This is a genomic window from Actinomyces glycerinitolerans (assembly GCF_900098745.1).
GTDB lineage: Bacteria > Actinomycetota > Actinomycetes > Actinomycetales > Actinomycetaceae > Actinomyces > Actinomyces glycerinitolerans.
Genome location: NZ_FQTT01000001.1, coordinates 370,046 through 389,372, shown reverse-complemented (window position 1 = coordinate 389,372; position 19,327 = coordinate 370,046). Strand labels below are relative to the sequence as shown.

Sequence of the window (19,327 nt, the reverse complement as noted above, 5' to 3'; positions counted from 1 at the left end):
CCCTGTTGTCGACTCCTCGCCCGCCTACATTCGGCGGCCCACCTACCCTAGCCGGGAACGTCCCGGAATCGCTCACCCCAGGAACGCCATGGCCACCACACCCGACGCCGCCAGCAAACACGACCGCCTGCAGCGCAAGATGAGCTCGCGCCACCTGACCATGATCTCCTTCGGCGGAGTCATCGGCACCGGCCTGTTCCTCTCCTCGGGCTACACCATCAGCCAGGCCGGCCCACTGGGCACCGTGCTCGCCTACTCCATCGGCGCGCTGCTCGTTTACCTGGTGATGCTGTGCCTGGGGGAGCTGAGCGTGGCCATGCCCTGGACCGGCGCCTTCCACGTCTACGCCAAGGAGCTGATCGGCCCCGGCACCGGGTTCGTGGTGGCGGTGCTGTACTGGCTGACCTGGACCATCGCGCTCGGCTCGGAGTTCACCGCCGCCGGCGCCATCATGCGCCACTGGTTCCCCACCACGCCGGTGTGGATGTGGGCCGCCATCTTCATCGTGGTGGTCTTCGCCTCCAACGTGTTCTCGGTGCGGGTGTTTGCCGAGGCGGAGTCCTGGCTGGCGGGAGTGAAGGTCTTCGCCATCATCGCCTTCATCGTGCTCGGCACCCTGGCGATCGTCGGGGTGATCCCCATGGCCGACGGCTCGCCCGCGCCGGGCCTGGGTGGCCTGATCCGCGACGGCGTCTTCCCCAACGGCTTCGGGGCCGTCTTGACCACCATGCTTACCGTGAATTTCGCCTTCTCCGGCACCGAGTTGATCGGCGTGGCCGCGGGGGAGACCTCCGACCCCGGCCGCAACATCCCGCGCGCCATCCGCACCACCCTGGTACGGCTGACCGTGTTCTTCATCGGCTCGATCGTGGTCATGGCCGCGCTCATCCCCTGGCAGGAGGCCGGCGTGAGCGCCTCCCCGTTCGTCACCGTGCTGGACATGATCGGCGTGCCCCACGCGGGCGACCTCATGAACATCGTGGTCGTGACGGCCATCCTCTCGGCCGCCAACTCCGGCCTGTTCGCCTCCACCCGCATGCTGTGGTCGCTGGCCAACGAGGGGACCGTGCCGGAGATCGTCGCCCACACCACCATGCGGGGCGTGCCCGTGGTGGCGCTGGCTCTGTCCATGTTGGGCGGACTGCTGGCTCTGCTCAGCTCCGTGGTGGCCGCCGACACCGTCTACCTGGCGCTGGTGTCCATTTCCGGACTGGCGGTGGTGATCGTGTGGATGGCGATCGCCGCCTGCCAGTTCGTCTTCCGCCGCCGCTGGCTCGACGCCGGGTACATCCCCGCCGAACTCGGCTACCGCACCCCCGGCTACCCGTGGGTGCCGCTGGCGGCCTTCATCGGCTCGGCCGCCTCCTGCATCCTGATCGTCTTCGATCCCGGTCAGCGCTCCGCCCTGTACTGGACCGTGCCCTTCGTGGCCCTGTGCTACGCCGGACACGCCCTGGCCCTGCGCCGCGGCTGGGTGAAGGCCTGACGCGGGCGCGTGCGACGGCGGCGGCCCGCGCCCTAGGCTGACCTCATGCCCTCATATCGCACCATTCTCACGGTCACCAACCTGCTGCCCGGCCACGGTCCGCAGGACGTGGAGGCTGCGGCCCGTGCCGCCGTGACCGCCTCGACGACGTTGGAGGCCTTCCAGGTCGACGTCGTGCGCGGCCAGCCGCGCGTCACGATCCGATTCACCGGGGCCGACGACGCCGATGCTCGCGCCGTCCACCACCGCACCGTGGCCGGGGTGCGGCGGGCGGCGGTCGTGCCCGCGCAGGTGCTTGCCAAGGTGGTGGGCGGGCGCAGCGTGCCCATCGCCCTGGAGGCGTGAGTGTGGCCGACGGCGCGGCGGAGCCGGCCGCTCGTGCGGCAGCATGGCAGGGCCGGCCGCTCGGGGAGGCGATGGCGCTCCTCTCGGGGGCGCGCGTCGACATCGCCGCATTCGGGGCGCCCGCCGGCGTCGGCCGGGAGCGGAATGTGAGCAGTTCCCGCCGCCTATGGGCGGGCTCATTTGTCACCGGGCCGCGACCGTGCCCTAGGATGGCCCGGAATTGACGCCACACCAGGGCGCCTGCGAGGCCTGCCGGTCCCGCACCTTCCAGTCGATTTACACATTCGGAGTAGAACCCCGTGAAGAGCACCGTCGAGAACCTTGACCCCGCGCGTATCAAGCTGACCGTGGAGGTCCCCTACGAGGAGCTGGAGCCGAGCCTCGACGCCGCCTACAAGGAGATCGGCTCGCAGGTTCAGATCCCCGGGTTCCGTCGCGGACACGTCCCGCCCCGTGTCATCGACCAGCGCGTCGGCCGTGCCTCCGTCATCCAGGAGGCCGTCAACAACAAGCTGCCCGACTTCTACCGCGACGCCCTCAACGACTCCGGCCGCGTGCCGCTGGGCCAGCCGGACATCGAGGTCACCGAGCTGGTTAACGTCACCGGCCCGCAGGGCGGCCAGCTCGCCTTCACCGCCGAGGTCACCGTGCGCCCCGAGTTCGAGCTGCCCGAGCTGGGCGGCATCGACGTGACCGTGGACGCCGTCGAGATCACCGACGCCGACGTCGACACCGAGCTGGACAACCTGCGCGCCCGCTTCGGCTCGCTGAAGTCCGTCAAGCGCGCCGCAAAGACCGGCGACTTCGTGACCATCGACCTCAAGGCCGTCATCGACGGCGAGGAGGTCGACTCCGTGTCCGGCGTGTCTTACGAGATCGGCAAGGGCAACATGCTCGAGGGCCTGGACGACGCCCTGGTCGGTCTCAAGGCCGACGGATCCACCACCTTCACCACCAAGCTTGCCGGCGGCGAGCACGCGGGCGAGGAGGCCGAGGTCACCGTCACCGCCACCGCCATCAAGGAGCGTGAGCTGCCCGAGGTGGACGACGAGTTCGCCCAGATGGCCTCCGAGTTCGACACGGTCGAGGAGTTGCGCGAGGACCTGCGCGCACAGGCCGCCGAGCGCAAGACCGGAGACCAGGCGATCGCCGCCCGCGACGCCCTGCTGGAGCAGCTGCGCGACGCGGTCTCCTTCGACGTGCCCGAGTCCGTGGTCGAGGACGAGATCAAGCAGCACCTGCAGGCCGAGGGCAAGCCCGAGGGCGACCCGCACGCCGACGAGATCCGCGACGACGTCACCTCCGGCGTGCGCGACCAGATCCTCCTGGACGTGCTGGCCGAGTCCCTGGATGTGTCCGTCACCCAGGACGAGCTCCTGGAGTTCCTCATGCAGACCGCCCAGCAGTACGGCATGGAGCCCGCCCAGTTCATGCAGGGCGCGCAGCAGGCCGGCCAGATTCCGGCCTTCGTCTCCGAGATCGCCCGCAACAAGTCCCTGGCCATGGCCCTGCGCCACGTGACGGTCAAGGACTCCAACGGCGAGGCCGTGGACCTGACCGAGTTCATCGGCTCCGACGAGCTCGACGCCGAGGCGGCCGCCGAGGCCGGTGCCGCCGCCGCGGCCCAGGCCGCTGAGGACGAGGTCGTCGTCTCCCCGGCCGACGCCGACGAGGCGGCCGACTCCGGTTCCTCGGCGTCCTCCGCCTCCGCGGACAGCGCCGACGACGCCGAGTGACGTCCACCCGTAACGCTCAGTGAGGGGCCCGCGCCGGAAGGCGCGGGCCCCTCACGCATTACGGCTTCTCCGTGTTTACGGGTGTGGTGGGGTGGTTGGTGCGCGTGTCTGGAGTGCCGGGTGTGTGCGCCGGGCGGCCCGGCGCGGGCACGCGCGGCACGCTCATTCGCGGTGCGTTTCTAGAGATTTGGCGTAATTACGCGGATAACACATCAACCGGTGAACAGTGCAGCCGGCTCCCATGTGCGGCGACCCCCGCGGCGCACATGGGAGCCGATGGGCCTCCGCCGGCCCAAAACCAAGAACATTGAAATACCAGGCAAAACCCGCCGACCGGCCGGAGCAGCAAGGTGATCGAGCGTGCGCCACCCCCGGCAGCACTCACCCGACCGGCCCCTAACCACCCGCCGACCATCCCCGCCCAACGCCAACATTCACCCATACACGCCCACCGAACCCGCCCTACCCACCGAGCACACCCCAAACACGAAGAGCCGCATTGCGGCCGATGGGCGGCGTACACATTGCGGCCCGAGGGTCTGCGGCGTACCGTATGACTCGGCAGTCATATGACTGGATAGTCATATTGTTTGAATGGAGTTTTCATGCCCAAGGACACGTTCTTCAACCTCACGCAGGACAAGCGTGCCCGCGTCGTGGAGGCGCTCAAGGCGGAGTTCGCGGAACACCCCTACACGCAGGCCTCGGTCGACCGCGTCACGGCCTCCGCCGGCATCTCGAAGGGCAGCTTCTACCAGTACTTCAACGACAAGCTCGATGCCTACACCCACCTGGTGCGCGAACTCATGGACGCGCGTATCGACGTCCAGGACGCGCCGGTGCCCGAGGTGCCCTTCGATGAGGTCCTTCGCGCGATGGTCCTGGGCAGCCGGGACTTCTTCCGGCGCGATCCCCGTGGCTGGGCGGTGCTTGCGCGTGCACTATCGGCCGACGCCCCCGTCGTGCTCGGCTCGGACGAGACCGTCAATGCGGGCGTACATCGGTGGGCGGTTGCCGCGATCACTGCCGGACAGGAGAGCGGCGAGCTGTGCGCGGACGTGGACCCCGAAACCGCCGCCTGGATGATGGAGAAGGTACTGCTGAGTGTTCCGGAGTACGTTGTCGCCCGGTTCGGGGTGAGCCCGCGGCAGGCTGCGAAGGACGGCAGTGCCTTCGACCGCCCCGAGATCGCGGCGGTGGCCGACGACGTCGTCGTCATGCTCGTAGCCGCGTTGATGCCTCGGCCGCAGAACCGCACAGGCGGGCGGGCTCATGGCTGAGGCGATCGCCACTCGCTCCCTCGGCTTCACCTACCGAGGTGCTGCCGGTCCCACACTGCACGGCATCGATCTGACGGTCGACGTCGGAGAGGTGATCGGTCTGCTCGGGCCGAGTGGCGCGGGTAAGTCCACCCTGCAACGGGTCTTGACCGGGCTGCTGCGCGGCGCGACGGGGGACGCCCGGGTGCTCGGGCGGGAGCTGTCCTCATGGGGGCGCGAACTGTACGAGCGCATAGGGGTCGGCTTCGAGCATCCGGTGGCCGTCGGCTGCCTCACTCTGCGAGAGAATCTGGCCTACTTCGCACGCATGTATCCGGCAGACACGCGCGCGCCGGACGAACTGCTGGAGCTACTCGGCCTGGCCGAGGACGCAGGCCTGCGCGCCTCGGCGATGAGCAAGGGCATGGGGATACGCCTGAACGTCGCGCGGGCGCTGCTGCATCGTCCTGAACTGCTCTTCCTCGACGAACCGAGCTCGGGCCTGGATCCCGTAACCGCCTCCCAGATGGCTGATCTCATCACTCGTGAACGTGAGCGCGGCTGCACCGTGGTCGTCACCACCCACGACATGGTCCTCGCCCAGGAGGTGTGTGACCGCGTCGGCTTCGTCGTTGACGGCAGCATCGTCGAAATGGGGGCGCCTGACGAGTTGCGGCGGCGCCACGGCAGGCGTGAGGTGGTGTTGACCTGGGACGGGGGCCGGTCCGTGTTTCCCCTCGACGGCCTGGCGGATGACCCGGGCTTCCACCGCGATCTGCGCGAGCGCCGGGTGCACACCCTCCACAGCCAGGAGGCGGACCTGGCCCAGGTGTTCCGAGCGGTGACGGGGCGAGAGCTGTCATGAGGTATGCGGTGGAGCGCACGGCGGCGACCCTCCTGCTGGATCTGCGGCGCCAAGCGGTCGGCGGTTACTGGTTGGTGGCGGTGCTGGTCGGGGCGGTGGTGGCGGGCATGGTACGAGGGTCGGGGATAGAGCCAACCCGCTGGTGGCCGATTCTTCTCCTTGGCGAGTTGACGGTGACGTGCTTCTACTTCGCTGCCGTGCAGGTCCTAGCCGAGCGCGGAGAGGGAGTGCTGACGGCTCGGGCGCTCACGCCGGCGCGGGAGGAGGAGTACTTGACCGCTCTGATTGTCTCCCTTGGGGCGTTGGCGGTGGTGGAGTCGGCGGTGTTGGTGGCGGTGGCTGGTGACCTTCCGCGGCACTGGCCCGCGCTGATCGCGGGCGTGTTGGTGCTGGCCGCCTGCGAGGTGCTCTATGGAGTGATCGCCGTGTCCGGATACGACACGGTGGCGGCCTTCCTGTTGCCCTCGGGATTGTGGACCGTGGTGTTCATCGTGCCGGTGCTGCCCCTTGTGGGTCTGGGTGGCGGCTGGTGGTTGTGGCTCCATCCCCTACAGCCCGCAGTGGTCCTCGTACAGGTCGCCTTCGACCGCGCTCCGACCGCGCTGGCGGCGCCTGCCGTCGTCGTCGGGGCACTCTGGGCGGCGGTGGGGATGGCATTGGCTCGACGGCGTCTGCACGCGATCAGCATCAAGGTTGGGGGCAAGCCATGAGGCGCAGGGGTATGGCCGGCACCGAGTCGGGAGCTCCGAATAACATCCGCACCGCGGCGACGATTCGGGCGCTGGCCCGCATGGCGCCACTGGACCTGCGCCGCCTGGCGCGCGATGAGCTGCTGTCGTGGATGGCGGTGCTGCCGCTCGCTGTCGCCCCGGTGCTGCGTCTGGCCGCTCCGGGGCTGGTCGGCGCGCTCTCGCATCTTGGCCTGGACGCGGGCTCCTGGCTGGAGCCGTTGGGTGCGGTGGCATTCGCCGTGATCACTCCCGTGCTGATTGGAACCGTAGTCGGTTTCATGCTTTTGGCGGACAAGGAGGACGGCACCTGGCGGGCCGTGGCGGTGACCCCGGTGTCATTGCGCGGCTATCTGGTCTGGCGCGCCGGTCTGGCTGTGGGGCTCGCCGGTCCGCTCGCGCTCCTGGGGCTACGTGTAGGCGGATTGAACGATCTGGGCTGGGGCGCGGGCGCAGGCCTGGCCCTGGCCGGGGCGCCCCTGGCAGGCGCAACCGCTATGGCCATCGCTGTCTTCACGGATTCGACGATCCAGGCGGTGACGGCGATCAAACTGGGATTCGTGCTGCTGGTGTTGCCGGCCTTCGTAATGGGGCGAGGTGGGCCGTGGAGCCTCCTGACGGCTGTGGTGCCCTCGTGGTGGCCGCTGCGGGCACACGCCGCGATACTCGATGGGCAGATATGGCAGCCATGGGCGGCAGGAGCGGTAGCGATCAGCGCCGCCCTAGCGGCGGCCTGCCTGTGCCGCACCGCGTGCGCGGACGCTGGTTAAGGAGTCTTGTCGGGGCCCTTAACAGTGCAGGCAGGAGTAAGTATGGTTGGTTCATGGTTTACCAGGGGCGGTTCATTGCGCAGAAACAGAGTCGCTCGGGCTCACCCCCTGTCGGGCTCGTGCCGCAGAGTCGACTGGCCCTGGCCGCGCTTGTATTGGCGACAGTTGCCGCTACGGCGACGCTCTTGTGTTCGGTGCTTGTCGGGTTGAACTTAGGGCCGCTTCAGGCTCGGGCCGCGGTCGGGGAAGAACTCCCCGGGGACGCAACGATGGAAACCGTCTATCTTGCGCTTCTACTGTCCAACCTGCTCTGGACAGTCATTGGGGTAGCTGGTCTCGGCGTGGGGATTACTGCTGTGGCGCGTGGCCAGGATCGCTCCAGGGGTATTGCCGCGATCATCGTTTCGGTCGCGGCGCCCGTGGTCTCATTTGGCGTCTGGCTCGTGCTGACGCTAATCACTGCGCCGCTCGGTTGATCATTCGATTCGAAGCGGTTCCCGAGGTGCGTCCCGGATTGGCTTGTCGTGGCACTCCGTGTGCAGAGCCGTGCGGGTGCCGAAATAACGAGGCATTCGGGGAAGGAACGGATTTTAGACAGTCAGTTCCTGCTGTTCCGGTCATCGACCTCCACCATGACCAGCTGCATGCGGCACGGGGTCACGGCGGTCAGGGCGTGGCGGTCGTTCGGGGCGAGGTAGATGACGTCGCCCGCACGCATGCGCTCGGTGCGCCCGGAGACGGTGAAATCCATCTCGCCCTCCAGCAGGGTGACGACCACCGCCTTGGTGGAGGCGTGCTCGGTGAGCAGTTGGCCGGCGTCGAAGGTGAAGATGACGGTGCGCAGGACGGCGTTGTTGACCACGACGCGGGAGGTGGTGGCCTCCTCGCTGACCGGCAGGGCCTCATTCAGGCCGAGGCGGAATAGGGACTCGGAAACGGGCGTGGTGGGCATGGTCGGATTCCTCTCGCGACGGGTGCTGGTGTTTAGGCGTTAGAAGACGGCCCTGGGCGAGCGCCGGGGTGCGGCGCACGTCGCAGCATTTGTTCCCGCTCGAGCCGTTTCAAATCCTGTGTCGAGGTTACCCGCGTCGCGGGGTGGTGAGCCGGTGGGCTCCGGCACACCTCGGTCGGATTGCGCCATCGTGTGGGCCGTGAGCGAAAAGCCCCCGTTCCTGGGCATGGGCTGGGCGACCGGCGGGTTAGCGTTGGCATCACCGAACACGGAAGGACTGACGTGAGCGAGCTCCACACGCCCCCGGCGGCCATGACCCCGGCCGCCGCCGACGGATCTGGGACGGGCCTGGGCCTGACCGACTCCATCTACAACCGCCTGCTCAAGGAACGCATCATCTGGCTCGGCTCCGAGGTGCGCGACGACAACGCCAACGCGATCTGCGCGCAGATGCTGCTGCTGGCCGCCGAGGATCCCGAGCGGGACATCTACCTTTACATCAACTCCCCGGGCGGCTCCGTGACCGCCGGCATGGCGATCTACGACACCATGCAGTACGTCCAGCCCGACGTGGTCACCGTAGCCACCGGCCTGGCCGCCTCCATGGGACAGTTCCTGCTGTCCTCCGGCGCCCGCGGCAAGCGCTACATCACGCCGCACACCCGCGTGCTCATGCACCAGCCCTCCGGCGGTGCGGGCGGGTCGGCCACGGACATCCGCATCAACGCCGACCTGATCATCAAGATGAAGCAGGAACTGTCCGAGATCATCGCCGAGAACACCGGACACACGGTCGAGGAGATCATCCGCGACTCCGACCGCGACCACTGGTTCTCCGCGCAGGAGGCCCTGGATTACGGATTCGTCGACCACATCGTGAGCTCCAGCCGCGAGATCGGCACCCAGAACGGAGAGAACTGACATGACGAGCTCTCGCCCCTACTTCGACGCCGTCGCCCGGCAGGTCGAGGCCGCGGGTATCAACCCGCAGTCGCTGCCGCAGGCCCGCTACGTGCTGCCCCAGTTCGAGGAGCGCACCGCTTACGGCTTCAAGCGGCAGGACCCCTACGCCAAGCTGTTCGAGGACCGCATCGTCTTCATGGGCGTGCAGGTCGACGACGCCTCCGCCGACGACATCATGGCTCAGTTGCTGGTGCTGGAGTCTCAGGACCCCGACGGCCTGATCACCATGTACATCAACAGCCCCGGCGGTTCCTTCACGGCGCTGACGGCCATCTACGACACCATGCAGTACATCAAGCCGCAGCTGCAGACCGTCTGCCTGGGGCAGGCCGCATCCGCGGCCGCCGTGCTGCTGGCGGCGGGATCGCCCGGCAAGCGCCTGGCGCTTCCGAACGCTCGCGTGCTTATCCACCAGCCCGCCATGGAGGGCGTGCAGGGCCAGGCCAGTGACATCGAGATCATCGCCAATGAGATCGACCGCATGCGCACCTGGCTGGAGGAGACCCTGGCCTCCCACACCGGTCAGCCGGTGGAGAAGGTGCACGTCGACCTCGAGCGCGACACGATCCTGACTGCCGCCGCCGCCAAGGAGTACGGCATCGTCGACCAGGTGCTGACATCCCGCAAGGCGCCCGCCTCGCCGCACTCGGCGTAAGCGCGTGCCCCGGGCCCACGGGCTCGGGCGGAATTCCACAGGACGGGGCGGTGCCGGTTCTCCGGTGCCGCCCCGTTCCGTCGCCCCGCCTCTTTCTCGCCGAGGTCGGTGCCAACGATGCTCCGACTGTCCGGCCGTCGTGGACCGGATGGTCGCATCGGATGCCGACCCGGGCCGACCTATTAGGCTGTTCAGCGTGAATTCTTCCTCCCAGGGCGGTCCACTGGTTGTCAGCGCATGCTTGGCGGGCTTCAAGTGCCGGTACGACGGCGGTGCGAAGCCGGATCGCGACGTCGCCGGCCTGGCTGCCGAGGGGCTGGCCCTGCCCCTGTGCGCCGAGTTGATGGGTGGTCTGCCCGTCCCGCGGCCGCCTGCCGAGATTGTGGGTGGCGACGGCGAAGACGTGCTCGACGGGCATGCGCGCGTGATCACTCGTGACGGCGAGGATGTCACCGATGCCTTTGTTCGCGGCGCCAATGCGGCCGCCGTTGTGGCGGCGCAGATGGGCTGTCCCGCCGCGGTGCTGCAGGAGCGCAGTCCGTCCTGCGGCGTGCGCACCATCTACGACGGCACTCACAGCGGCAAACTCAAGCAGGGCTGCGGCGTACTGGCAGCCGCACTGCGCCGTCGCGGGATCGCCGTCGTAACCGCGGGAGTCGCCCGGGAACGCCGCCGGTAGCCGACGCTAGGATTTGGCGCATGCGCCAGTTCGTCGTCGACGCCTTCACTGACCGTCCCTTCGCGGGCAACCCTGCCGCCGTCTGTCTGCCCGAGGCCTGGCCCACCGACGAGCTCATGCTTGCGATTGCGCGGGAGAACAATCTTTCTGAGACCGCATTCTGCGTGCGTGAGAGGGCGGCGTGGCGCCTGCGCTGGTTCACTCCGGGCGGCGAGATCGACCTGTGCGGTCACGCCACCTTGGCGACCGCGCACGTGCTGCTGGGCGAGCTCGGGGCCGGGGACGACGTCGTCTCCTTCGAAACGCTCGGCGGCCGCCTGACCGTGCGTCGAAGCGAGAGCCGGTACGAGATGGATTTCCCCGCCTACCGGCTGCGCCGCATCGAAGTCACCGATCAGATGGAGACGGCACTCGGCGCGCGTCCCTCTGAGGCGTGGATGGGACGCGACCTGTTGTGCGTGTTCGACGACGAGGCGACCGTCCGTGGCCTGACGCCGGACCTGGGGCGGGTCGAGTTGCTGCCGGGGCCGCTGTGCCACGCGACCGCGCAGGGGCTCGAGTTCGACTGCGTATCGCGCAGTTTCGCCCCGTCGCTAGGGATCGCGGAGGATCCGGTCTGCGGCTCCGGGCACTGCCACATCGCCCCGTACTGGGCAGAGCAGTTGGGCAAGTCGCGTATCCGCGCCTGGCAGGCCTCCGCGCGCGGTGGTGAGTTGCGCTGCACGGTCGACGGCGAGCGGTGCGCGTTGGCGGGCGCGGCGGTCACCTTCCTGCGCGGAGAGATCGTGGGGCTGTAGATGGGCTCGGCGTCTAGGCGCGGGCAGATCAGGGCCTATGGCGCGACCGACAGCGCTTGTCCGAGGGTAAAGGCCGCCACATCATCGGGGCGCTGGCCAATGGCGCGTGCCCAGGCAGTCGTCGTTATCCGAGACTGGCGCAGGTATTTCACCAGGGCGTCATGGATCCGCGAGCGCTCATAGGGGAGTGAGCTGCCCGGCTCGCCGGTTTCAAAGCCGCGGCGGGTGAGTTCGGCCATGAGTTGGCGGTGTCCCCAGTCAGAAGCCCTTCCGACGTCGTGGACAGAGTGTGCCGCAGCGACGGCGGAGGTGCCGAAACGACGGGCGAGCGCAATGACTGCATCCAGCGGTGGGGCGGAGGGCATCGCCGCGCGCACGGAATCGGGCGGAAGCAAGAGCGCCGCTGCGAAGACGTTGGCCTCCCGTTCCAACTCCCGGTCCGTGGCGTCGTCGTCAGTCTTAGTGCTGGAGTGCATCAGGAGATGACCGAGCTCGTGGGCGAGATCAAAGCGGGACCGCTCCGGCGTCTTCCGGCGGGCGAGGAACACGTACGGGCGCGCGTCCTGACCCCAGAAACTGAAGGCGTCAACGTCCTGTTCGGCTGCCGGGATCCCCAGCACCCGAATGCCATGGGATTCAACCAGCTGTACGAGGTTCGGCAGTGGGAAGTCGCCTAAGCCCCATTGCAGGCGCACCGCCTCAGCGGCCGCTTGGGGGGACAGGCTCGGATCGAGCTCCGGCAGTGTGAGCGCAGGCAGGCCAAGTCGCCGGCTCATTTCGTTGAACATCTCCATTCCCAGAGACCCGAGGGCGGTGGCCTGGTGTAGGAGAGCCGCGCTCGTACGGCGGCGCGTTCTGAAGAATATCCGCTCATCGGTCAACGTGGCGGCGGGATTAGTTTGGAAGAATGCCACGGGTTGTGCGGTGGCGGTGGAGAGCGCCTCGGCCCTGTTGTCGGGTGCGCCGCTGTCTTCCCAGTTTGTGAGAGTACGAGTGGTCACGCCGACGGCGGTGGCCAGGTCTAGCCGGGACAATCCGCCGCGTTCGCGGGCGATCGTGACACGTGTGGGGTGGATGGACATGTCGTGATTGAGTCGATGCCGCTGGGATGGGCGTTATAGCGCCACCACGTCGAAGTCGACGTCGTCGGTGGGCCCTCGCTGTGGGATGGCTTCGAGACCAGTGGGCTCCAGTGGTGCTTCCGGCAGAATGATGCGGGTATGCCATTGCGTGATGATGCCGTCGTCGCATGCGATGGGAAGCGAGAGTTCGCAGCGAAGCACGTTCTCAATGCGATCCCAGAAATACAACAGTATCCAGGTGTGTAGTGGAATACCCCGGGCCACGGCGGCATCAGCGGTTGTTGCGCCTTCGGATAAGTCGAGGGCGGTCTGGTGGGCAAGCTGAATGCGCGAGAGGTCGGCATTGTCGTCAACTTCGTCGCGGAAGACAGGGCCCTTGCTTCTCGCGTTGGCGGGCCGCTTGTCCGGGTTTCCGGTGTTGGCGTTCCCTCCCATAGCGGCAATGGCGGTCAGCTCCTCGTTAGGGCTAACCGAGCGGGGCGCATTGGCGCGGTCGTGGGCCCGCCAGCCGAGGCTGTCCAGATACTTACGTACAGCGCTGACGGTCTTCGCCCAGTGCTCAAAGCCGAAGGCAATAACCGGATCGAATGGCGTGTGTTGGTTGATGGCGGCCTGAAGCCCCTCGTGACACGCCTCGGCCAGGAGGTCTGCATCGAGCCCCATGGCCGTTAGCTGTTGTGCGGCCGCCTGTCCCGTGAGGACCACTCCGGGCGACGGTTGCAATGGGAATGACTCGGTCATGTCCGCGCCTCAGCCTCTCCGATGAGTGTTCAAAACCGGAAGTTACTATACCCCCGAGACGATGTGCGGTAAGCCCTGTCCCCCGATCACGAACACGGCTCTTGCTGGCGCAATGTGGGAGTGGGGGAGCGGTGGGGCGTCATGTGACCGCCGGTCGCGGCGAGCCATTTCGACCGATCTCGGTGGGGACTTCAGTGGGTGACGCGCAGGAGGCGGTAGCCCTTGGAAGAGGCCTCCCGCTCGGCCGACCAGCCCTGTGCGCCCAGCCACTTGGCCAGCGAGTCCGCGCCGAGGTTCTTCTGCACTACGAGCCAGGCCTCGCCGTCGTCGGCGAGCAGTCCCAGCCAATCCGTCAGCAGCGCGTGCAGCGCCGGCTTGCCGATCCGCATGGGCGGGTTCGACCAGATCAGGTCCAGCTGGGTGCCCGAGCCCCGCAGCTCCTCCAGCAGCGCGTCGGCGAGCACGGCGCGCACGCGGGTGTGCCCGGCCTCGACGGCGTTACGGCCGGTCAGCTCGACGGCGCGTTCGTTGACGTCCGTCGCCAGCACGGTGGCCTGTGGGGCGGCGTCCGCCAGGGCCAGCGTCAGCGGCCCCCAGCCGCAGCCCAGGTCCAGGAAGGTGCCCGTCTGCGGCGGCTCGGGCGCTTGCCGCAGCAGCACGCGCGTGCCCAGGTCCAGCCGGTCGGCGGAGAACACGCCGGACGCGGTGGTCACGTCGTGCTCGGTGCCGCGGATGACGAAGTGGTGGCGCCGCTCCTCGGCGGGGGCGTCGGGGGAGGCGGTGAAGTAGTGCTGCTCGCTCACGCGCCCGACCCTACCGGGCGCGCGCTCGGCCGGTCATGATCGGCCCGCTCAGGCAGCTCGGCGGGCCAGCAGCGGGGTGAGGGCAAGTGCCAGGGTGAGCACCGCCGTCGTCGGAACAAGCAGGTCCGCCTGCACGCCGGCCGCGGTTGGGGCAACGAAGGTTGTGGTCAGCGTTCCCAGGGTGGCGGCGCCGGCTGCGTTCGCCACCGTCACGGAGGTGGCGATACGCGCCTGGGAGATATCGTCGGGCGTCCCGCCCAGGTCCTCCGGAGCGGTCACGCAGCGAATCATCGTGTCCTGGTGCGTCAGGCCCATCCCGGTTCCGGCCGTGGCGAAGCCGATGTGCAGGCACCACCAGGGTGTCACTCCGGCGAAGGTGAGCGTCATGAGTGCGCCGCCGACGGCGAAGCAGGCCCCGCCCGCGTCCACGCGTGCCTGGAAGCGGCGCGGCTCGCGGGCGGGATGCGCCGCCGTCCAGATGGCGATCGAGGACCAGGTAAGCCCGGCGCAGGTCAGCGCCCAGCCGACCGCCGCCGGGCCCAGGCCCAGCACGTCGTGGGCGGCGGGCGAGACCAGGTAGTCGAGCGTGAAGTAGGTGGCGCACAGCCAGGCGAGCGTGGCCAGGGCCGCCCGCCGTCCCGGCGCCAGGCGCATGGTCCCGGTGGGGAACACCCGGGCGCAGGCCCACACCACCGCCGCCAACCCGGCCGCCCCGACGGGTGCGAACCAGGCCGACGCCGCCGGCACCGCCCCGATGCCCGCCACCCCGGCCGCCATCGCCAGCGCCGGCACCAGCGGGGGGCGGGCCTCGTCGTCCTCGACGTGCAGCCCGCGGATCTCACGGGCCATCACCAGCCGTGCCGCCACCAGCAGCGGCACGTAGGCGACCAGCGCCCAGCGCCAGCCCCACGTCTGCGAGACCGCGGCCGCATAGCCCGGGCCGAGGATGGAGGACACGATCCAGGTTGCCGAGCCCGCCGCCAGATACAGTCGCCGCCACGTCTCCGGCAGCCCCACCACCAGCACGCCCATGCTCACCGTTGCCAACGCCCCGGCGGCCAGCCCCCGCAGCACCTCGCCGGCCACGTACACGCCCACGCTTGGGGCCAGCGCCCCGGTGACGGCCCCGGCCACGAGAACGCCGGTGAGCACGGTCATCAGCCGGTCGGCCCGCCAACGGGCCAGCATGCTGCCGCCCAGCGGCATGGTCAGGAAGGTCGGCACCATGGCGGCGGCCGTCACCAGCCCGTAGTGGGCGCGGGCGCCCAGATCAGTGGCCACCAGCGGCAGCACCGTCTGGTTGATGTAGGTCTGCATGCCCGCAAGCAGTTCGACCACCAGCATCGCCGTGGCCAGGTGTCCCACCGGCGTGGTCACCAGGGCACGCAGCGACGGCTGCGGGGACGACGACGGCACGCCCGGGACAGCGGCGCCGGCGGCGCCCGGATTGGGGCCGGCCGCGGCGGGGCCGTCGGCTGAGGCGAGGCCGTCGGCTGCGGCGGGGCCACCGGTCTCCGGGACGTCGGACTCGCGGGAACTCACCGCCCGAGCGTATCGACGCGGCTGCGGTCGGCGCGACCGCCTACGGCGAACGGGGTCCCGCGGACACTCGGCAGGGAAGTGGCCAGGCAGTAGCATTTGAGTCCGCATGGAAAACACGCAGCACCACAGCCACTCCGCCGACCACGCCAACCCTGCCGTCAACGACAGCGCCGACGGCGCCGTCACCGCCGACAACGATGCCGGTCTTCCCAACGACACCGACCCCGCCGCGGCGCTCGCCTCCCGGGTCCGCTCCCGCGCCGGCACCGCCCTGGCCTCCACCTCCGGCCGCCCGCAGTACCACGAGCCCGACGCCGGCGCCCTAGAACGCGAGGCCCGCGCCGGCACCCGCCGCGTAGTGGGACTGTCCACCGATCAGGAGGACATCAGCGAGGTCGAGTACCGGCAGGTTCGCCTCGAGCGCGTCATCCTCGTCGGCCTCGAACTGCCCCAGCCCGGCGCGGCGGGCGGCCGCGCCGGGGCGAACGCGCATCCGGCCGGCCCGCACCCCAACGGCGCCGCGTACACCACCGCCGCCCAGGACGCCGAGACCTCCCTGCGTGAACTCGCCGCCCTGGCCGAGACCGCCGGAAGCGAGGTGCTCGACGCCCTCATTCAGCGCCGCGACCACCCCGACCCGGCCACCTACCTCGGGTCCGGCAAGGCCAAGGAGTTGGCCCAGATGGTCGCCGACTCCGGCGCGGACACGGTCATCATCGACGGTGAGCTCGCCCCCTCCCAGCGGCGCGCGCTGGAGGACGTGGTGGACGCCAAGGTCGTGGACCGCACCGCCCTGATCCTGGACATCTTCGCCCAGCACGCCAAGTCCCGGGAGGGCAAGGCCCAGGTGGAGCTGGCGCAGCTGGAGTACCTGCTGCCGCGCCTGCGCGGCTGGGGCGAGTCCATGTCCAGGCAGGCCGGCGGACGCGTCGCCGGCGGTCAGGGCATCGGCTCGCGCGGCCCCGGTGAGACCAAGATCGAACTGGACCGCCGCCGCATTCGCCAGCGCATGGCCAAGCTGCGCCGCGAGATCCGCGCCATGGCCCCCTCCCGCGAGGTCAAGCGCGGCTCCCGGCGCCGCGGCCCCATCCCCTCGGTCGCCATCGCCGGTTACACCAACGCCGGCAAGTCCTCCCTCATGAACCGCCTCACCGGCGCCGACATCATGGTGCAGAACGCCCTGTTCGCCACCCTGGACCCCACCGTCCGCAAGGCGGAGGCCGCCGATGGGCGCATCTACACCCTCACCGACACGGTCGGCTTCGTGCGCAACCTGCCGCACGAACTGATCGAGGCCTTCCGCTCCACCCTGGAGGAGGTCGCCGAGGCGGACGTCCTGTTGCACGTCGTTGACGCCGCCCACCCCGACCCGCTCGGCCAGATCGCCGCCGTCCACGCCGTCCTGGCCGACATCCCCGGCGCCCTGGACGTGCCCGAACTGATCGCCTTGAACAAGGCCGACCTCGCCGACCCGGTCACCCTGGCCGCTCTGCGCACCCGCCTGCCCGGCGCCGTGGTCGTCTCCGCACGCACCGGCCAGGGGCTTGAGGAGTTGCGCAGCCGCATCGAGGCCATGCTGCCGCGCCCGGACGTGGCCGTGGACGTCGTTGTCCCCTACTCGCGCGGCGACCTGGTCTCCCGCGTACACGCCGACGGCGACATCACCGCCGTCGAATACGTGGAGGCCGGCACACACGTGGTCGCTCGCGTGGACGCCGCCCTGGCGGCCGAACTGACCGCCGTCGACGCCGGGTGAGAGCCGTGCGCGAGATGAGTGCGCCCGCCCCGGCGGACCGGGCGGAAAAGGACGCCGCCGCCCCGGCCGGCACGTCCCCGGCCGACCCGGGCGCGTCGGGTACGACGGAGCAGGCGCGCACCCGGGCCGCACTGGACGCCGCCGTGAACGCACTCGGAGGCAGCCCGCGGGAGGGACAGATCGAGATGGCCCGCCGCGTGACCCGGGCCATCACCTCCGGCGGTCACCTGCTGGTGCAGGCCGGCACCGGCACCGGCAAGTCGCTGGCCTACCTGGTGCCCGCCATGGTGCACGCCGTCGACGCCGGCGAACGCACCGTCGTGTCCACCGCCACCCTCGCCCTGCAGCGCCAGGTGCTCACCAAGGACGCCCCGCTGGCCGCCGACGCCGTCGAGCGCACCACCGGCGTCCGCCCCAGCGTCGCCCTGCTAAAGGGCTGGCAGAACTACCTGTGCCGCCACCGCCTGGCCGGTGGCTACCCCGACGACGACGCCGACACCCTCTTCTCCGCCGCCGCGGCCGCACCCCGCGCCCGCATCGGCGAGGGCGCCGAGCAGAGCCTGGGTGAGCAGGTGGTGCGCCTGCGCCTTTGGGCCGAACAGACCGACACCGGGGACCGCGACGACCTGGTGCCCGGCGTCTCCGACCGCGCCTGGGCGCAGGCGTCCGTGACTGCCGCAGAGTGCCTGGGCAGCAGCTGCCCCCTGCATGACGAGTGCTTCCCCGTGCTCGCCCGCGCCGCAGCCGCGGAGGCGGACGTGGTGGTCACCAACCACGCCATGCTCGGCATCGCCGTGGCCGGCAACCCCGGTGTGCTGCCCGAGCACGAGGTGCTGGTGGTCGATGAGGCCCATGAACTGGCAGACCGGGTGCGCTCCCAGGGCACCGCCAGCCTGTCCGCGGCGGCGGTGGCACGCGTGGCCGCGACCGCCCGCCGCCACGCCGGCGTGCTGGTCAACGAACTGGAGGAGGCCGGGCAGACCCTGCAGCTGGCCCTGGCCGAACTGCCCGACGGGCGCCTGGCCGATGGGCTGCCGCCGGCGCTCGCGGACGCCCTCACCCTGTTGGAGGCCGCCTGCCGGCAGGTGCTCACCGACGTGCGCGAGGCCGCCCGCGCGGCGAACCAGGGCGGCGGGCAGGCGGGCGCCGAGGCCGGGGGAGTGGCCCTGGCCCGCACCGCGGTTGCCGACATGACGGAGGTGGTCGAGCGCATGACCTCCGACTCGGTGGCGCAGCGGCGCGACGTCGCCTGGGTGGAACGCCCGCGCATGGGCGCCGATCCGCCGCGCCTGACCCTCGCACCCATCGACGTGGCCGGATCGGTGGCCGACACGCTGCTGGCCGACCGCGCCGCCGTGCTGACCTCCGCCACCCTGGCCCTGGGCGGCAGCTTCAACCCCATGGCGGCGGCCCTCGGGCTCACGCTCGCCGACGCAGACTGGGAGGGACTCGACGTCGGCACCCCCTTCGACTACGCGCGCCAGGGCATCCTGTACACCCCCACCCACCTGCCGCGCCCCGGGACGGGCATCTCCGCGGAGGCCCTGGAGGAGGTGGTGGCGCTCGCCGAGGCCAGTCGCGGCGGCATGCTCGGCCTGTTCTCCTCCCGGCGGGCCGCCGACGACGCCGCTGCGCTGCTGCGCGAGCGCACCGACCTGACGGTGTACGCGCAGGGGGAGGACCGGCTGCCCACCCTGGTGGAGGCCTTCGCCGCCGATGAGGACGCCTGCCTGGTGGGGACCCTCTCGCTGTGGCAGGGCGTGGATGTGCCCGGGCGCACCTGCCGGCTGGTGGTGATCGACCGCATTCCCTTCCCCCGGCCCGACGACCCGGTCGCCCAGGCGCGCAGTGAGGCCGTTACCGCCGCCGGCGGCAATGGCTTCATGACCGTCTCGGCCACCCACGCCGCCCTGCTGCTGGCGCAGGGGGCGGGGCGGCTGGTGCGCCGGGCCGACGACCGTGGCGTCGTCGCCGTGCTGGACCCGCGGCTGCGCACCGCCCGCTACGGGGCGTTCCTGGCCCGCTCCATGCCGCCGCTGTGGCCCACCCGGGACCGCGACGTCGTCCTGGGGGCGCTGGGGCGGCTGGCGGCCGGCAAGTGAATCCGGGGGATTTTTCCGGTACCCGTGCGGCGCCGAGATCGACCGCGTACCCTAGGCCGTGGGTGG

General features: G+C 70.0%; 19 protein-coding genes. 14 read left to right on the top strand and 5 right to left on the bottom strand.

Features of this window, described 5'->3' with window-relative positions; genetic code table 11:
• The first annotated feature begins 139 nt into the window (after window positions 1–139).
• The 8 genes from ACGLYG10_RS01565 to ACGLYG10_RS15695 all read left to right on the top strand — a co-directional run bounded on the left by ACGLYG10_RS01565 (window position 140) and on the right by ACGLYG10_RS15695 (window position 7,665).
• Window positions 140–1,486 carry an amino acid permease gene (locus ACGLYG10_RS01565; RefSeq protein WP_211482965.1) on the top strand — a complete coding sequence of 449 codons (1,347 nt, stop codon included), beginning with the start codon at window positions 140–142 and terminating at the stop codon, window positions 1,484–1,486.
• A gap of 45 nt (window positions 1,487–1,531) precedes the next feature.
• A complete protein-coding gene (locus ACGLYG10_RS01560) occupies window positions 1,532–1,831 on the top strand; it encodes an FMN-dependent dehydrogenase (protein ID WP_073327308.1) in 300 nt (99 codons plus the stop codon).
• Window positions 1,832–2,130: 299 nt separating this feature from the next.
• A complete protein-coding gene (gene tig / locus ACGLYG10_RS01555; RefSeq protein ID WP_073327307.1) occupies window positions 2,131–3,567 on the top strand; it encodes a trigger factor in 1,437 nt (478 codons plus the stop codon).
• Between the two features lie 605 nt (window positions 3,568–4,172).
• On the top strand, window positions 4,173–4,847 hold the full coding sequence (locus ACGLYG10_RS01550; protein WP_073327305.1) for a TetR/AcrR family transcriptional regulator: 675 nt from the start codon (window positions 4,173–4,175) through the stop codon (window positions 4,845–4,847).
• The gene (locus ACGLYG10_RS01545) at window positions 4,840–5,691 is read left to right on the top strand and encodes an ABC transporter ATP-binding protein (RefSeq protein WP_073327304.1); all 852 of its coding nucleotides are present in this window, start codon (window positions 4,840–4,842) and stop codon (window positions 5,689–5,691) included. The genes ACGLYG10_RS01550 and ACGLYG10_RS01545 overlap by 8 nt, the downstream gene beginning before the upstream one ends.
• Window positions 5,688–6,401, top strand: a complete 714-nt coding sequence (locus ACGLYG10_RS15700; RefSeq protein ID WP_073327302.1) for a fluoroquinolone export ABC transporter permease subunit — start codon at window positions 5,688–5,690, stop codon at window positions 6,399–6,401. Before ACGLYG10_RS01545 ends, ACGLYG10_RS15700 begins: the two co-directional genes overlap by 4 nt.
• Entirely contained in the window at window positions 6,398–7,189 is a 792-nt protein-coding gene (locus tag ACGLYG10_RS01535) for a hypothetical protein (protein ID WP_139240693.1), read from the top strand. Before ACGLYG10_RS15700 ends, ACGLYG10_RS01535 begins: the two co-directional genes overlap by 4 nt.
• Before the next feature lie 269 nt (window positions 7,190–7,458).
• Complete coding sequence (locus ACGLYG10_RS15695) at window positions 7,459–7,665, top strand: hypothetical protein (RefSeq protein WP_139240691.1); 207 nt, start codon at window positions 7,459–7,461, stop codon at window positions 7,663–7,665.
• 122 nt (window positions 7,666–7,787) lie between these two features.
• Here ACGLYG10_RS15695 and ACGLYG10_RS01525 read toward each other — a convergent pair whose 3' ends face one another.
• Window positions 7,788–8,141 (bottom strand): cupin domain-containing protein, encoded by a 354-nt coding sequence (locus ACGLYG10_RS01525; protein ID WP_073327298.1) that lies wholly within the window; start codon window positions 8,139–8,141, stop codon window positions 7,788–7,790.
• A gap of 312 nt (window positions 8,142–8,453) precedes the next feature.
• On the opposite strand from ACGLYG10_RS01525, the gene ACGLYG10_RS01520 reads away from it, so the two are divergent.
• From ACGLYG10_RS01520 to ACGLYG10_RS01505, 4 genes are all read left to right on the top strand, one after another.
• Window positions 8,454–9,062 carry a ClpP family protease gene (locus ACGLYG10_RS01520; RefSeq protein ID WP_073327296.1) on the top strand — a complete coding sequence of 203 codons (609 nt, stop codon included), beginning with the start codon at window positions 8,454–8,456 and terminating at the stop codon, window positions 9,060–9,062.
• Between the two features lies 1 nt (window position 9,063).
• Window positions 9,064–9,759 (top strand): ATP-dependent Clp protease proteolytic subunit, encoded by a 696-nt coding sequence (locus tag ACGLYG10_RS01515; RefSeq protein ID WP_073327295.1) that lies wholly within the window; start codon window positions 9,064–9,066, stop codon window positions 9,757–9,759.
• A gap of 196 nt (window positions 9,760–9,955) precedes the next feature.
• Window positions 9,956–10,438: a 2-thiouracil desulfurase family protein gene (locus ACGLYG10_RS01510; RefSeq protein ID WP_073327293.1), complete on the top strand. Its 483-nt coding sequence runs from the start codon at window positions 9,956–9,958 to the stop codon at window positions 10,436–10,438.
• Window positions 10,439–10,458: 20 nt separating this feature from the next.
• A complete protein-coding gene (locus tag ACGLYG10_RS01505) occupies window positions 10,459–11,235 on the top strand; it encodes a PhzF family phenazine biosynthesis protein (protein ID WP_073327291.1) in 777 nt (258 codons plus the stop codon).
• 35 nt (window positions 11,236–11,270) lie between these two features.
• Here ACGLYG10_RS01505 and ACGLYG10_RS01500 read toward each other — a convergent pair whose 3' ends face one another.
• The 4 genes from ACGLYG10_RS01500 to ACGLYG10_RS01485 all read right to left on the bottom strand — a co-directional run bounded on the left by ACGLYG10_RS01500 (window position 11,271) and on the right by ACGLYG10_RS01485 (window position 15,403).
• A complete protein-coding gene (locus tag ACGLYG10_RS01500) occupies window positions 11,271–12,317 on the bottom strand; it encodes an XRE family transcriptional regulator (protein ID WP_073327290.1) in 1,047 nt (348 codons plus the stop codon).
• A gap of 33 nt (window positions 12,318–12,350) precedes the next feature.
• Window positions 12,351–13,058 carry a hypothetical protein gene (locus tag ACGLYG10_RS01495; RefSeq protein ID WP_073327288.1) on the bottom strand — a complete coding sequence of 236 codons (708 nt, stop codon included), beginning with the start codon at window positions 13,056–13,058 and terminating at the stop codon, window positions 12,351–12,353.
• Between the two features lie 191 nt (window positions 13,059–13,249).
• Window positions 13,250–13,861 carry a class I SAM-dependent methyltransferase gene (locus tag ACGLYG10_RS01490; protein WP_073327287.1) on the bottom strand — a complete coding sequence of 204 codons (612 nt, stop codon included), beginning with the start codon at window positions 13,859–13,861 and terminating at the stop codon, window positions 13,250–13,252.
• A gap of 48 nt (window positions 13,862–13,909) precedes the next feature.
• Window positions 13,910–15,403 carry an MFS transporter gene (locus tag ACGLYG10_RS01485; protein ID WP_244542526.1) on the bottom strand — a complete coding sequence of 498 codons (1,494 nt, stop codon included), beginning with the start codon at window positions 15,401–15,403 and terminating at the stop codon, window positions 13,910–13,912.
• 106 nt (window positions 15,404–15,509) lie between these two features.
• Between ACGLYG10_RS01485 and hflX the strand changes: the two genes are divergently transcribed.
• A complete protein-coding gene (hflX, locus tag ACGLYG10_RS01480) occupies window positions 15,510–17,159 on the top strand; it encodes a GTPase HflX (protein WP_073327285.1) in 1,650 nt (549 codons plus the stop codon).
• Between the two features lie 185 nt (window positions 17,160–17,344).
• The gene (locus ACGLYG10_RS01475; RefSeq protein WP_244542545.1) at window positions 17,345–19,261 is read left to right on the top strand and encodes an ATP-dependent DNA helicase; all 1,917 of its coding nucleotides are present in this window, start codon (window positions 17,345–17,347) and stop codon (window positions 19,259–19,261) included.
• Window positions 19,262–19,327: the final 66 nt, after the last annotated feature.

Coding starts and splice junctions, on each gene's coding strand:
- ACGLYG10_RS01545 (WP_073327304.1), top strand. CDS start 4,840: ATGGCTGAGGCGATCGCCACTCGCTCCCTCGGCTTCACCTACCGAGGT.
- ACGLYG10_RS01505 (WP_073327291.1), top strand. CDS start 10,459: ATGCGCCAGTTCGTCGTCGACGCCTTCACTGACCGTCCCTTCGCGGGC.
- ACGLYG10_RS01535 (WP_139240693.1), top strand. CDS start 6,398: ATGAGGCGCAGGGGTATGGCCGGCACCGAGTCGGGAGCTCCGAATAAC.
- ACGLYG10_RS01495 (WP_073327288.1), bottom strand. CDS start 13,058: ATGACCGAGTCATTCCCATTGCAACCGTCGCCCGGAGTGGTCCTCACG.
- ACGLYG10_RS01500 (WP_073327290.1), bottom strand. CDS start 12,317: ATGTCCATCCACCCCACACGTGTCACGATCGCCCGCGAACGCGGCGGA.
- ACGLYG10_RS01520 (WP_073327296.1), top strand. CDS start 8,454: ATGACCCCGGCCGCCGCCGACGGATCTGGGACGGGCCTGGGCCTGACC.
- hflX (WP_073327285.1), top strand. CDS start 15,510: ATGGAAAACACGCAGCACCACAGCCACTCCGCCGACCACGCCAACCCT.
- ACGLYG10_RS01550 (WP_073327305.1), top strand. CDS start 4,173: ATGCCCAAGGACACGTTCTTCAACCTCACGCAGGACAAGCGTGCCCGC.
- ACGLYG10_RS15695 (WP_139240691.1), top strand. CDS start 7,459: ATGGAAACCGTCTATCTTGCGCTTCTACTGTCCAACCTGCTCTGGACA.
- ACGLYG10_RS01475 (WP_244542545.1), top strand. CDS start 17,345: ATGGCCCGCCGCGTGACCCGGGCCATCACCTCCGGCGGTCACCTGCTG.
- ACGLYG10_RS01515 (WP_073327295.1), top strand. CDS start 9,064: ATGACGAGCTCTCGCCCCTACTTCGACGCCGTCGCCCGGCAGGTCGAG.
- ACGLYG10_RS01525 (WP_073327298.1), bottom strand. CDS start 8,141: ATGCCCACCACGCCCGTTTCCGAGTCCCTATTCCGCCTCGGCCTGAAT.
- ACGLYG10_RS01560 (WP_073327308.1), top strand. CDS start 1,532: ATGCCCTCATATCGCACCATTCTCACGGTCACCAACCTGCTGCCCGGC.
- ACGLYG10_RS01565 (WP_211482965.1), top strand. CDS start 140: ATGAGCTCGCGCCACCTGACCATGATCTCCTTCGGCGGAGTCATCGGC.
- ACGLYG10_RS15700 (WP_073327302.1), top strand. CDS start 5,688: ATGAGGTATGCGGTGGAGCGCACGGCGGCGACCCTCCTGCTGGATCTG.